We start from the raw sequence: 14424 nt of genomic DNA, 5'->3' as shown, positions 1-14424 counted from the left end.
AGAGACATACCTGTAACATCCGGCATATCTTCCATCTCTACACCCTTACTGATGGTCAGTGTCACAATCGTACCTTTATCCATCTTCGTTCCGGCTGCCGGTTTCTGACTGATAACATTGCCTGCCTTCACACTGCTGTCTTCTTTTTCCGTGATCTTATACTTAAGTCCTGCTTTTTCAAGAAGTTCAATGGCTTCTTCCTGTGTCCTTCCTTCGCAGTCCGGTGCATCCACCTGAGAGCTTTCTGTGTTGATGACCGATGAACTTTCTGTACTCTTCGTTGCCTTTGAGTTTGATGTTCCGCCGCCAAAGAGTCCGCCTGCGCGTCCGATAATAAAGAAAATTACAATAGCAATAATCACCGCACCGACGATTCCGAAAATCATCATCGTCTTGTCCAGTGCCGGATTCACATCATCACTCTCGTCATCATATTCCTCTTCCGGCTGAACAACAGGTACCGGTTTTTTTGCCTTTTTACGTTCATGATGATTATCATATTCTTCATATTCTCTGCGCTCTTCTTCAAGCTGACGGCGCCGACGTTCTTCTGGACTTATACGCTGAGAACGTCGCTTTTCAGATGTATCTTTCTTTAAAGATGCCTGACGAAGTTTTTCAATATCCTCTTCATCCATAACAACCGTTGTGCTGTCGCCCACACCATCTGCCAGATTATTATTCATAGCGGCCGGACCGATCACAACATAACTTCCATCCGGCTCTACCAGTGCTCTTCGAAGGTCCATGATCAGTTCTTTCGCAGAACCATATCTGAGATCCGGCTTTTTCTGAGTACATTTCATAATAATCCGTTCCACACTTCGCGGAATATCCGGATTGATCTGACGCGGCGGTGTCATGTTGCCCTGAATATGCTGAAGTGCTACTGCCACATTATTCTCACCGTCATAAGGTACCCGTCCTGTCACCATCTCATACATGGTGATACCGAGTGAATAAATATCACTCTTCTCATCACTGTAACCGCCTCTGGCCTGTTCCGGTGAAATGTAATGAACGGATCCTGCTGCGTTCGTTGTCACTGTTGTTGAATCGGCAGCTTTTGCAATGCCAAAGTCTGTGACTTTTACCTTACCGTCTCTGGACATAATAACGTTTTGAGGTTTAATATCTCTGTGAATAATTCTGTTTGCATGTGCTGCTCCCATACCGGAAGCAATCTGAACAGAAATATTAAGTACCTCCCGAATATCCAGATGACCTTTTCTCTCAATATAATGTTTCAGAGTGATTCCCTGAACCAGCTCCATAACAATAAAATGAATTCCGTTTTCTTCTCCGACATCATAAACATTTACAATATTCGGATGAGAAAGTCCTGCCGCAGACTGGGCTTCCACACGAAATTTCTTTACAAACATTGCATCTGCACTGTACTCCGGTTTTAATACCTTTATAGCAACAAACCGGTTTAACTTCTGGTCTTTTGCTTTATAGACATTGGACATACCGCCGGCACCGATTCTGCCGACAATCTCATATCTTCCTGCCAAAATTGTCCCTGATGTTAACATCAATTCACCTCCACATCATAAGGGTCAATAACTATCACTGCAATATTATCAGAACCTCCATTGTTCTTGGCTTCATCAATCAATTCATCCACCACATCACAAATATATGTATTCTTTATAATATCGTATAACATATCATCCTCAACCATATTGGACAGTCCGTCTGAACACATGAGAATGCGATCTCCCCTTTCAAGATCGACCTCAAAGAAATCAACTTTTATATCTTCAGACGCACCGACAGCCCGGGTAATAATATTCTTATCCGGATGATTTCTTGCCTGCTCAGGTGTTAATTCACCGGCGCGGACAAGCGTTGCCACAAATGAATGGTCTTCTGTCACCTGATGCACACTGTCGTCCATCAGATACAGTCTGCTGTCCCCCACATTCGCTACAAAAAGCTGATCATCCTCAATATAAGCAACGACCATCGTCGTTCCCATTCCTCTCAGAGAAGGATCTTCCAATGCCTTTTTAATAATTTTTTTATTGGCATATTTAATGCCCTCATCGACGATCCGGATCAGGGCTTCCTGTTTTGAAGCGCGTACATACTCAAGAAAACTTTCCACAGCATATCGGGATGCAAAATCTCCTGCATTATGGCCGCCCATGCCATCTGCCACAATAAACAGATTCGGAAAACCGCCAATCGGTACCTGCGAAAAATAAATAAAATCCTGGTTTACTTTTCGAACCAGACCTACGTCTGTTTTTCCAAATACCCGCATTCTATACCTCCTTTTCTCCGATCTGAGTCATATATCTGCGGCGTAACTGCCCACAGGCTGCCTGTATATCCCGACCCATTTCTCTTCTTATAGTAACATTTCCGCCATATTTTTCAAGGCTATTTTTAAAATTAACAATGGATTTTCTGTCAGATTGGACATAAGACCGCTCTTCTACAGGATTGATCGGAATAAGATTGACATGCCACATAAATCCTTTCAAAAGCTTTGCCAGTGCTCTGGCATCTTCCGGTGAATCATTGACGCCTCTTGCAAGGCTGTACTCAAAGGTCAGACGTCTTCCGTTTGTTTCATAATAATAGCGGCATGCTTCAAGCAATGTGTCCATATCATATTTATTTGCTATAGGCATCATTGATTTTCTTTTTTCATTATCGGATGCGTGCAGTGATATCGCCAGTGTTATCTGAAGATGCTCATCGGCCAATTGATAAATCTTTGGAACAATACCACAGGTAGAAAGGGTAATATTTCTCTGACTGATATTCAGCCCCTTTTCATCCGATATCATTCGGATAAAACGTACAACCGCATCATAATTGTCCAACGGTTCTCCGGTCCCCATAATGACCACATTGGATACACGCTCACCGGTATCTCGCTGAATCGCATAAATCTGCCCGAGCATCTCAGAAGTATTCAGATTTCTCTCAAGTCCCAGAAGTGTGGAGGCACAAAAACGACACCCCATGCGGCATCCTACCTGAGAAGAAATGCATACAGAATTTCCATGTTTATATTTCATCAGAACACTCTCGATAATACTTCCGTCTTCCATACGAAAAAGATATTTTCGTGTGCCGTCAATTTGCGAAATAAGGCAATCCGCCTTTTCTACCGGGCAGAGTGTGGCATTTTCCGAAAGTTTCTGTCTCAGAACTTTTGACAAATTTGTCATCTCATCAAAATTCTGCACACACTTTACATGCATCCAGTCATAAATCTGGCGTGCCCGAAATTTCTTATCTTTTAAGTCATTGACAACAAAGGCTTCCAGTTCCTCAGGTGTCATTGATCGGATATCTTTTTTTTCCATTATTGCTTCCTCCGAAAACGGGCAATAAAAAATCCATCTGTGCCGTATTCTCCCGGCAATATCTGAATATACCCCTGTTTCAGCGTATCTGATCCCAGTCCATCCGGCAACAGTCCATGGAGACTTTCCGGTTCAAAAGGAAAATTCTCCGAAAACCATTTTACATTTTCCACATTTTCTTCCTGACTCACAGTACATGTGCTGTAAATCAGGCATCCCCCCGGCTTAACATAAGCGGATACCACTTTTAGAATATCACGCTGAAGGTGTGCCAGCTGGTTAAGATCGTTTCTTTCCACACGGTATTTAATATCAGCCTTTCGCCCGATCACGCCCAGTCCTGAGCATGGAAGATCCGCGATGACCACATCCGCAGTTTTCTCATCTTCTGGAACAAAAACAAGAGCATCCCGGCACTGGGCCTCAATATGTTCTGCCCCCATGCGCCGGATATTTTCTTCAATCATCTCCACCTTTAAAGGCGTCAGATCTCTCGCAATAATCTGTCCGTCTTCTCCCAGCAATTCACTGATCTGTATACTTTTTCCTCCCGGTGCGGCACAGACATCAATCACTTTATATGAAGGCTTTATATCTGCCGCCTTTGCCACCAGCATGGAACTTACATCCTGAACCGTGCACTCGCCTTCCCGGAAAGCTTTCAGTGCTCCAAGATAGTCGAAACCTTTCAATTCAAAAGCGGATTCTACCCATGGATTTTGGAGAGCAGATACCCCCTGTTCCTCCATCTTCGTTTTAAATTGCTCCGGCGACACCTTGTTCGTGCATACTCGGACGGTCAAAGGCTGATCTTTCAGAAAATAACCGAACATCTCCCTTGTCCTGCCCTCTCCGTAGATTTCAGACCAGTAACTGACAAGCCACTCCGGCTGGGAATAGAAAATTCCCATCTGATTTTCCGGAAGTTCCATCTTTTCGGGATGTCTCACCATATTGCGAAGAATTCCGTTGACAAAACCGGCAAGCGATTTGAATCCTCTCTTCTTTACGAGTTTTACCGCCTCGTTGCATACTGCGGAAGAAGGAATGTTATCCATATATTTAAGCTGATACACCGACATACGCAGCACTGTGCGGATGACCGGTTTCATTTTTTTGACCTTTACGCTGGAAAATTCATTGATGATCCAGTCCAGACTGATCCGGCGTTCCAGCGTTCCTTTTGTCACCCGACTGATAAAATGCCGGTCTCTTCCTTCCAGATACTGATATTTTTCAAGCATCCTGCGAATTGCCACATGAGATGGGGTCTGATTCTTTTCAATATCCAGAAGAACATCACATACAATATCTCTTAAATTTTCTGAATTAGTCATTACGGCGTCCCCGTCCTCCAAATAATATAATCAGTCTTAACATCTGCAGGATCGATGCTGCTGCCCCGGCAACATAGGTCAGTGCCGCTGCTCCGAGAACTTTTTTTGCACCGTCATTTTCTTCACCGTGCAAAATCCCTGTTGAAGACAAAATCTGTAAAGCTCTCGAAGAAGCATTAAATTCTACAGGCAGTGTGACAAGCTGAAATAAAACAACTGCAAAAAACAAAAGAATACCGACGCGGATCAATGTCTCATTCCATCCAAGGAACACGCCGAGAATAATCAGCGGCCAGCTGATCGTTCCGCCGAAATTACAGATTGGCACAAGCATGGACCGAAGCTGAAGCGGCGCATATCCCTGCTGATGCTGGATCGCATGTCCGCATTCATGGGCAGCCACACCGACAGCAGCCACACTTCTTTTTCCGTAAACACTGTCTGACAATCGAAGGATCTTATTGGACGGATCATAGTGATCCGTCAGATTTCCCGAGATCCTCTGAATACTTACATCAAAAATACCTGCATTATGCAAAATCATCTCTGCAGCCTGGGCACCGGTGATGCCCCGAAGATTCTGTACTCTGTCATATCTTGCAAATGTTGATTTTACCTTTGCGGATGCCCACATTGAGATCAAGGCACCGATAGCAATTAAAATATAGGTAGGATCAAAATAAAATCCCGGATAATACATACCATACATAAAAATCACTCCTGTCCAAGCATTGTGCCCGTTTCTAACGGGCATCCGCGGAGAAATGCCCCCGCATCCATCCGTTTCTTTCCTTCCATCTGAAGTTCAAGTATCTGAAGGGTTCCCTGGCCGGTCTGAACAGTGAAGCTGTTTTTATCCACATGAATAACCTGTCCCGGAACGCCCTGTCCACAATTATCTGCCTTTGCTTTCCACAATTTCATCGTTTTCCCGTTATAAGACGTAAATGCACTCGGCCACGGATTTAATCCGCGAATCAGACGCTCGATTTCCACTGCCGGCATTGAAAAATCAATTCTTCCCAGATTTTTATCCAGCATCCGGGCATATTCTCCGGCCTGACTGTCATCCTGTTTCTCCGGATGAATGTCACCTGCTTCGATTTTCTTCAGTGTTTCAATAAGAAGATCCCCTCCAAGCGTACTGAGTTTATCATGAAGACTTCCGCCTGTCTCTTCTTCATCCAGAAGAACTTCTTTCTTAAGAAGCATATCACCTGTATCCAGTCCCACATCCATCTGCATTGTTGTCACACCGCTTACTTTTTCACCGCGAATGACTGCCCACTGGATCGGAGCCGCGCCTCTGTATTTCGGAAGCAGCGAAGCGTGTACATTAATACACCCATATTTTGGAATATCTAAAATAGCCTTCGGCAAAATCTGCCCAAAAGCCACAACAACCATCACATCCGGATTTAAAGCTTTCATTTCCTCAATAAATTCCGGATCTCTTGCCCGTCTTGGCTGATATACCGGAAGATCATGTGCCAGTGCCGTTTCTTTAACCGGGGGAAAAAGCACTTTCTTTCCCCGTCCCTTCGCTTTATCCGGCTGTGTAACAACACCGATGACCTCATGTCCGGCTTCAATAATTTTTTCTAATGTGGGCACGGAAAAATCCGGTGTTCCCATAAACACAACTCTCATCTTTATTCACCTTCTTCATAAACAACATCCTGAAGTTCACCTTCAACCTTTTCCACATAGAGATGTCCGTCCAAATGGTCAAATTCATGACACATAGCTCTTGCAAAAAGTCCTGCACCTTCCACTTCAAAAGGTTTCATGTCCGCATCATAAGCCCGCGCTTTTACATAATTCGGACGTGTCACAACTCCCGATTTTCCCGGTACGCTCAAGCACCCCTCATCGCCTGTCTGCTCACCGCTTGATTCAATGATTTCCGGATTAATAAACACATAAGGTCCTTCACCCACATCGATCACGCAGATACGCTTTAAAATTCCCACCTGAGGTGCTGCAAGGCCGACGCCGTTCTCGTGATACATTGTTTCAATCATATCTCCGATCAGATCTTTTGTTCTCGGTGTCAGTTCCTTTACCTCTTTTGCAACTTTATTTAATACCGGATCCCCTTCGTATCTTAATTTTCTGAGTGCCATATTCGTTCCTCCATTTTAGTATAAATTCATTGGATTGATGTCAAACTGTACATTGATCTTATCAAAAAATGTATCTTCTCTCATGACCTGCTGGGCTTTCTCCCGGCATGCGATCAATCCATTTACATTGGTTCCTTTAATATATATAATCTTTCGATAACGGTCTTTTTCTTTCGCCCGGAAGCCATCTGCCGGCGGCAGCACCTGAACATCCTCAATTTTCATCATCTCTGATAAAATCTTTGCGGCCTCTTCCACCCTTATCTTATCTTCATGCTCCATAATAACAGCCATCAGCGACCCCTTCGGCGGATATTTCATCATTTTTCGATACACAATCTCTCTCTTATAAAAACTTTCATAATCCTGCGCTGCCGCACATGTCACTGCGTAATGTTCCGGCTGATAAGTCTGAATGACAGCAAGCCCCGGCTTACTTCCCCGTCCGGCTCTTCCTGCTGCCTGGGTCAGCAGCTGAAACGTACGCTCTCCGGATAAATAATCCCCGGAAAACATGGACATATCCGCGGCCAGAATTCCCACCAGGGTCACATTCGGAAAATCATGTCCCTTGACGATCATCTGGGTTCCCACAAGAATATCTGCCTTTCCCTCGGCAAAAGCTCCAAACACTTCAAGATGACTGTTTTTCCTGCTTAAGGTATCCCTGTCCGCACGCATGATCCGCGCAGACGGAAAACGTTTCTTAAGCATCTCAACCACTTTCTCCGTCCCCATACCAAAGGTGCCGATATATCTGGAGCCGCACTCGGGACAAACATCCGGCATAGGTGCCTTCTGCCCGCAATAGTGACATTTTAAAATGTTCCCCTCACTTTTATGCAATGTCATGGATACATCGCAATGAGGACATTCGATCACATATCCGCAGCTGCGGCATGAAATAAATCCGGCATAGCCTCTCCGGTTCAAAAATAAAAGTGTCTGTTCTTTATTATCGAGACGTTTTTCAATCTCTTCCTGAAGTACCCTGCTGAATACAGAATAGTTTTTCTGTTTCAGTTCTTCTCTCAGGTCAACAATTTTTGTCCGGGCCATTTCAGAATTTCCCGCCGCCCGTTTCGGAAGTCTGTGAAGTCCGTAGATTCCCCGGACAGCCCGGTCATAAGTCACAACAGAAGGTGTAGCCGAACCGAGTACTACCTTGCCTTTACTCATGGACATTCTGTAAATTGCCACATCCACCGCATGATATTTTGGTGTAACATCACTTTTATAAGCCGTATCATGCTCTTCATCGATAATGATCATTCCCAGATTCGAAAAAGGAGCAAAGAGTGCTGACCGGGGACCTATGATAATATCAATCTCCCCGTTTTTTGCCCGAATATACTGGTCATAGCGTTCTCCTTCTGACATACGGGAATTCATGACCGATACACGGCTGCCGAATCTTCTCCGAAATCTGGCAATATTCTGATAAGTTAATGAAATTTCCGGTATAAGCAAAATCGCCTGCTTTCCGGATTTCACGCAGGCATCCATAAGCTCCATATAGACTTCTGTCTTGCCGCTGCCGGTAACACCAAATAAAAGATGGACACTTCGCTCATCATTTAAAATTGAATCCACAGCATGACGCTGGGCATCATTTAAAACGATTTTTCTGTCATCTGTAAGATCCGCGTAAGGTGTACGGTAATCCGATGCCTCTTTCACCCGGATCCATCCGTGTTTTAACAAAGTCTTTAAAGCATTTTCAGCAGAAGGCACCTTTTTTTTGATATCGGACTCAGAAATCCATCCATGATCTTTCTCATCGAGCATTACCGCCAGAATTGCAGCCCTTGATGCAAATCTCGGCTGAAGGGCCAGACGCTGCATCTCCTTTATGGCTTCTTCTTTGGACAGGGCAAGTTCATAAACTTTTTTTGTGCCTCCCCGAATACGGCGTTTAACATTCAGAACTGTCTTTAGAGCCTGCGCCCGGGTACATCCATATACTTTATGCATCCAGTCTGCCAGACGGATCATCTGGGATTCCACCATCATACTGCCTTCCTGAAGACCGGATATCTCTTTTAATTTATCCGGTGAATAGTCTGTCTCTTCAGAAATGCCGGTGACATACCCTTTTACCTGCCTGTTTCCCTTCCCAAAAGGGACAATGACCAGACTGCCGACAGTAACCTGCCCCTCTAATCTCTCAGGTATAATATATTGAAAAGATCTGTCCAGCGCTTCCAGTGATATATCCACAATTACATCCGCATATTTCACTCTGTACCTCCAGTTTCTCTTTTAATTCAAGAATACCGCAGACAACCTGCTTTATAGAAGCTGGCATCTCCGGTATTCTGAAATTCTCTATTTGATTATGCAAGAAAATCTTTTAATTTTTTACTTCTCTGAGGATGGCGAAGCTTACGCAAAGCTTTCGCTTCAATCTGACGGATTCTCTCACGTGTAACTGAAAATTCCTGACCAACTTCCTCCAGTGTTCTGGCCTTACCATCTTCAAGACCAAATCTCAGGCGAATGACTTTCTGCTCCCTTTCAGTCAATGACTGAAGTGCGACTTCCAGCTCCTCTTTGAGCATCTCGTCTGCCGCATGCTGTTCCGGCTGAAGTGTGGATTTATCTTCAATGAAATCTCCAAGATGGCTGTCTTCTTCTTCACCGATCGGCGTATCCATGGATACAGGTTCTTTTGAAATCTTTAAGATATCATCGACCTTTTCAACCGGTACGCCCATCACCTTTGCAATTTCTTCTGAAGTCGGTTCCCGTCCGTATTCAGCCAGTAATTTACGGGACACGCGAATCGTTTTATTAATTGTCTCCACCATATGTACCGGAATACGAATGGTTCGTGAATAATCTGCAAGACCTCTTGTGATCGCCTGACGAATCCACCAGGTAGCATATGTGCTGAACTTATAACCCTTTGTATAATCGAATTTGTCTACAGCCTTCATCAAGCCGATATTGCCTTCCTGAATAAGATCAAGAAAACTCATACCACGGCCAACATAGCGTTTTGCAATGCTGACAACAAGACGAAGGTTTGCCTCCGTAAGATGCTTTTTAGCTTCTTCATCACCTTCACCCATACGTCTTGCAAGCTCTGCTTCTTCATCAGCAGATAAAAGCTGGATATTTCCGATCTCTTTCAGATACTGGCGTACCGGATCCTCAATATTGATGCCGTCCGGAACAGACAAATCTGAATCATCAACCCGAATATCATCGTCATCATCAATAAGAAAATCCGAATCACTTTCATCGTTGCTGACTCTGAGAATATCAATGCCCTTCGCTTCCAGATAATCAAAAACTTTTTCACTCTGCTCCGCATCCAGTGCCAGACTGCTTAATGCGTCGATAACTTCCTGATACTCAAGCACATTCTTTTTCTTCTTTGCAGTTGTGATCAGTTCTTCCAGTTTTTTTGCAAACAATAATTTATTGTCTTCCATAAAAAATTCCCCATATCTAAATTTTCTGCAGTACAGCTAAATTCCAACAAATGCTTCATCTTCAGATTCCCTGATCGGAAAAACTCCGCCAGGAATCGTAAAATATTCAAATTTATTCTTCTTCGGCCTCGTCTGCATCTGCCTCGACAGTTTCAGCCTCATCGGCCTCATCCTCTTCGTCCAAAGCAATTGTTGTATCTTCGATTTCTTCATCTTCACCGAGAATCTTTACTTTTCCGGTGTATAACTCTTCAACAGCGATTGAAAGCGGTTTTTTCCCTGCAGAGTGTTCAACCAGCGGTTCCGCTCCGGCAATAATCTGTCTTGCACGTTTCGCTGTGGCAATGACAATGGAATAACGACTGTTTACAACAGGATGTTCTCCCTCTTCAACACCGCTGTTTGCAACTTCTATTAAATCTGAATATGATGGATGTAACATAAATCATTCTCCTTTCTTATATCTGGCAAGATCATCTGCAAGTTCACGAATGAAACTGCCGCAGAATGCAGCCTTCTTCTTCTCTGTCTCAACGATATGATAAATCTTGTCCGAACATTCGTCCACTTTACCATCTTCATTGACGACAATATAATCATAATGCTCCATATAGGAAGCCTCATCGGCAGCACGCGCAAGACGTGATAAAATAACTTCCTCCGTCTCCGTACCGCGCCCGCGAAGTCTTGACTCAAGTTCTTCCGCCGACGGCGGTGTGATAAAAATCATTACTGCTTCCGGGTATTGTTCCTTCACCTTAAAGGCTCCCTGCATCTCAATTTCAAGAATAACAGAAACACCCTGATTCAGTTTGTCAAAAACAAACTCTTTTGGTGTTCCATAATAATTGTCTACATATTGAGCATATTCAAGAAACTGATGATCGCTGATCTTCTGTTCAAAAACGGCCTTATCCATAAAGAAATAATGCACGCCGTTTACTTCACCTTCCCGCGGACTGCGTGTTGTTGCCGAAATCGAAAGAGCAAATTCTTCATTATGGCTCTCCAATATTTTTTTGACAACTGTCCCTTTGCCCGCTCCGGAAAAACCGGAAATAATTGCCAGTATACCTTTCTGATTATTCATCTTCTCCATCCTTACCTATAACTGTATTGTGAAAACGGCTCGTCAGCGTTTCCGGCTGAAGTGCCGAAAGAACAAGTTCACTGTTTTCCATAACAATCACCGATTTGGTGCGGCGTCCCTGAGTTGCGTCAATTGCCGTTCCCGCATCCTTTGCATTCTGAATCATTCGTTTGATCGGTGCCGAATCCGGATTGATGATCGCAATGATTTTTCCCGCATTGACCACATTGCCAAATCCTATATTAATAAGCTTTCCCAAAATTCTCTCCTCTGTTCAGGATCATTCAATATTTTGTATCTGCTCCCGGACTTTTTCAATTTCTGTCTTTAAATTAATTGCTCTGTTGGCCACCTCAAGATCATTGGCCTTTGAAAGAATCGTATTCGCCTCACGATTCATCTCCTGAGCAATAAAATCCAGCTTGCGTCCGATGCTTCCGCCCTCCATCAGAGCTGTGCGTGTACTTGTAATATGACTTCGCAGACGAACGATCTCTTCATCAACACATATCTTGTCTGCAAAAATTGTAGTCTCCGTTATAATACGGCTCTCATCGATGGTTGAATCACCCAGAAGCTCCTTAACTTTTGCTTCAAGACGCTGACGATGTTCCGCAAGAATCTCCGGAGAACGCTTTTCAATGTAATCGACATTAAGAAGCATGGCATCAAGCTTGCCGACCAGATCGATCTTCAGATTTTCGCCCTCTGCGAGACGGGTCTCAACAAACTGTTCACATGCTTTTGTCAATGCCTCTTCAAGTACGGACCAGAGTTCGTCCGCATCTATAGACTGTTCTTCCAATGTAAGAACATCCGGATAACGGGACAGAGAGGATGTACGCACATCATTCTCAATGCCAAACTGTTCGCTCATCTTCCGAATAACTCTCAGATACTCTGCCGCCAGTTCCTCATTATACCTGAGAACCATATTATTCTCTGTATAATCCTCATAAGTAATAAATACATCCACTTTACCGCGCTGGATATATTTTTTTAGAAGATTTCGGATCGCTGCCTCAAAAATACTCAGTTTCTTCGGCATCTTAATATTGATATCACAATAGCGGTGATTAACCGCTTTCATCTCGACCGTTATCTTCTGCTGCTCATTAACGATTTCGCATCTTCCGAAACCTGTCATACTTTTCAACATTCCGGGGTTCTCCTATCTTATATAAGAATCTTATGTATGGTTATATCTTTCCATAATTCGGCTATTGTATAACCATATCAATTTATTATAATTCAAATAAAAAATACCGTCAATAGTTTAATTCGACCTTACTTGTATAAATTCCTCTTTTTTGTTATACTAAAATTTATCACACCAAATAAAGGAGAAATTTACTATGGCTTTTGACGGAATTGTAATTGCAGGCCTCGTATGGGAATTAAACCAACGTCTCATTGACGGCCGCATTAATAAAATATATCAGCCGGAAAACGATGCAATCGTATTAACGATAAAGAATAACCGTTCAAACTACCGTCTTCTTCTTTCTGCCAGCCCTTCCTTGCCTCTGGCCTATATTACAGAAGATACGGGAACCAATCCAATGGTCGCACCAAATTTCTGCATGCTTCTCCGTAAGCACATCAGCGGCGGGAGGATCATTTCCGTGACCCAGCCAGATATGGAACGTATTATCCGTTTTGAAATCGAACATTTAAATGAGATGGGCGATTTATGTACAAAACATCTGATCGTCGAACTCATGGGCAAACACAGTAATATTATTTTCTGTCATCCGGACGGAACCATCATCGACAGTATTAAACATATACCGCTTCACGTAAGCTCTGTCCGTGAAGTCCTGCCCGGACGCAGTTATTTTATCCCGAATACAATGGATAAGCAAAATCCTATGACTTTAACTATGGAGGATTTTTTTGAAAAAGTCCTGTCAAAACCCCTTTCCGTCGGAAAGGCGATCTATACCAGTCTTACCGGATTAAGTCCTCTGATCGCTTCTGAAATATGCTTTCGTGCATCCATCGATGCGGATATGAGCACCAGCAGTCTTTCCGACGCCGAGAAGACCCATTTGTTCGGTGTTTTTTCCCGTCTCATGGAAGATGTATCTGAACACCGTTTTCATCCGGTCATTTATTATCAGGGAAAAGAACCAAAAGAATTTTCTTCGATTCCTCTCACCTGCTTTGGTGATTGCGAACAAAAAGATTTTGATTCCGTATCCGATATTTTAAGAACCTACTATGCCGAAAAAAATGCTTCCACTCGAATCCGACAGAAATCCCATGACCTGCGTCATGTGGTCGGTACAGCTCTTGACAGAAGCCGAAAAAAATATGATCTCCAGCTGAAACAGCTGCGAGATACCGGAAAACGCGAAAAATATAAAATTTACGGTGAACTGATCAACACCTACGGCTACGGTCTTGAAGAAGGAAGCAAAAGCCTTACCTGCCTTAACTACTATACGAACGAGGAAATCACCATACCTTTGGATCCTCAGCTCACACCTCAGGAAAACTCAAAAAAATATTTTGATCGATACGGAAAACTAAAAAGAACTTTTGAAGCCCTCTCAACACTTACGGAGGAGACCCGCGAAGAGATGGAACATCTGGATTCTATCAGTACTTCTCTTGATCTTGCTCAGACCGAAGGCGATCTCGCCCAGATTAAAGAAGAACTTGTTCAGGCCGGTTATGTCAAGCGTCATACCGGGGGCAAAAATCAGAAAAAACAGAAGCTCACAAGCAAGCCTCTGCACTATATCTCGTCGGACGGTTATCACATGTATGTAGGCAAGAATAATCTCCAGAATGAAGAACTTACCTTTAAATTTGCCAACGGCGGTGACTGGTGGTTCCATTCCAAAGGTATCCCCGGTTCTCATGTCATTGTCAAAACAAACGGTGATGAGCTTCCGGATGCAACCTTCGAAGAAGCTGCACGCCTTGCGGCCTTCTACTCAAAAAACAGAAAAAGCGAAAAAGTTGAAATCGATTATATTCAGCGCAAACACGTAAAAAAAGCAAATTCAGGAAAACCCGGATTTGTCATCTACCATACAAATTATTCCATGATGATCGAGCCGGATATTTCGAATATTAAACAAGAGTAACGAA

At 43.5% G+C, this 14424-nt stretch carries 13 protein-coding genes and 1 pseudogene; 1 reads left to right on the top strand and 13 read right to left on the bottom strand.

All coding sequences use genetic code 11. The features are described 5' to 3' along the window. The 13 genes and pseudogenes from pknB to QZZ35_RS05350 all read right to left on the bottom strand — a co-directional run. The coding region (gene pknB, locus QZZ35_RS05410; protein ID WP_291236475.1) for a Stk1 family PASTA domain-containing Ser/Thr kinase at positions 1-1538 on the bottom strand (1538 nt) is incomplete at its 3' end. Then, positions 1538-2272 carry a Stp1/IreP family PP2C-type Ser/Thr phosphatase gene (locus tag QZZ35_RS05405; protein WP_291236474.1) on the bottom strand — a complete coding sequence of 245 codons (735 nt, stop codon included), beginning with the start codon at positions 2270-2272 and terminating at the stop codon, positions 1538-1540. The genes pknB and QZZ35_RS05405, both read right to left, overlap by 1 nt. A gap of 1 nt (position 2273) precedes the next feature. Beyond that, positions 2274-3329, bottom strand: a complete 1056-nt coding sequence (gene rlmN, locus QZZ35_RS05400) for a 23S rRNA (adenine(2503)-C(2))-methyltransferase RlmN (protein WP_291236473.1) — start codon at positions 3327-3329, stop codon at positions 2274-2276. Next, positions 3329-4666: a 16S rRNA (cytosine(967)-C(5))-methyltransferase RsmB gene (gene rsmB, locus QZZ35_RS05395; protein ID WP_291236472.1), complete on the bottom strand. Its 1338-nt coding sequence runs from the start codon at positions 4664-4666 to the stop codon at positions 3329-3331. Before rsmB ends, rlmN begins: the two co-directional genes overlap by 1 nt. Continuing rightward, a complete protein-coding gene (locus tag QZZ35_RS05390; RefSeq protein WP_291236471.1) occupies positions 4659-5375 on the bottom strand; it encodes a zinc metallopeptidase in 717 nt (238 codons plus the stop codon). The genes rsmB and QZZ35_RS05390 overlap by 8 nt, the downstream gene beginning before the upstream one ends. A gap of 5 nt (positions 5376-5380) precedes the next feature. Further along, positions 5381-6316, bottom strand: coding sequence for a methionyl-tRNA formyltransferase (gene fmt, locus QZZ35_RS05385; RefSeq protein WP_291236470.1), 936 nt, complete (start codon positions 6314-6316; stop codon positions 5381-5383). A 2-nt stretch (positions 6317-6318) separates the two neighbouring features. Further along, positions 6319-6792, bottom strand: coding sequence for a peptide deformylase (gene def / locus QZZ35_RS05380; protein ID WP_291236469.1), 474 nt, complete (start codon positions 6790-6792; stop codon positions 6319-6321). A 15-nt stretch (positions 6793-6807) separates the two neighbouring features. Next, complete coding sequence (gene priA, locus QZZ35_RS05375) at positions 6808-9033, bottom strand: replication restart helicase PriA (protein ID WP_291236468.1); 2226 nt, start codon at positions 9031-9033, stop codon at positions 6808-6810. 95 nt (positions 9034-9128) lie between these two features. Further along, on the bottom strand, positions 9129-10232 hold the full coding sequence (gene rpoD / locus QZZ35_RS05370) for an RNA polymerase sigma factor RpoD (RefSeq protein ID WP_291236467.1): 1104 nt from the start codon (positions 10230-10232) through the stop codon (positions 9129-9131). Positions 10233-10428: 196 nt separating this feature from the next. Further along, positions 10429-10674: pseudogene (gene rpoZ, locus QZZ35_RS05365) on the bottom strand (DNA-directed RNA polymerase subunit omega); the annotation flags it as partial. A gap of 3 nt (positions 10675-10677) precedes the next feature. Further along, entirely contained in the window at positions 10678-11322 is a 645-nt protein-coding gene (gene gmk, locus QZZ35_RS05360; RefSeq protein WP_291236466.1) for a guanylate kinase, read from the bottom strand. After that, a complete protein-coding gene (locus QZZ35_RS05355; RefSeq protein ID WP_291233818.1) occupies positions 11315-11581 on the bottom strand; it encodes a DUF370 domain-containing protein in 267 nt (88 codons plus the stop codon). Before QZZ35_RS05355 ends, gmk begins: the two co-directional genes overlap by 8 nt. Positions 11582-11602: 21 nt before the next feature. Continuing rightward, positions 11603-12481 carry a YicC/YloC family endoribonuclease gene (locus QZZ35_RS05350; RefSeq protein ID WP_291236465.1) on the bottom strand — a complete coding sequence of 293 codons (879 nt, stop codon included), beginning with the start codon at positions 12479-12481 and terminating at the stop codon, positions 11603-11605. A 196-nt stretch (positions 12482-12677) separates the two neighbouring features. Between QZZ35_RS05350 and QZZ35_RS05345 the strand changes: the two genes are divergently transcribed. Next, entirely contained in the window at positions 12678-14420 is a 1743-nt protein-coding gene (locus tag QZZ35_RS05345) for an Rqc2 family fibronectin-binding protein (RefSeq protein ID WP_291236464.1), read from the top strand. Positions 14421-14424: the final 4 nt, after the last annotated feature.

The organism is Frisingicoccus sp., assembly GCA_016298055.1.
Classification (GTDB): domain Bacteria; phylum Bacillota; class Clostridia; order Lachnospirales; family Lachnospiraceae; genus Frisingicoccus.
This window is presented reverse-complemented; position numbering and strand designations above follow the sequence as displayed.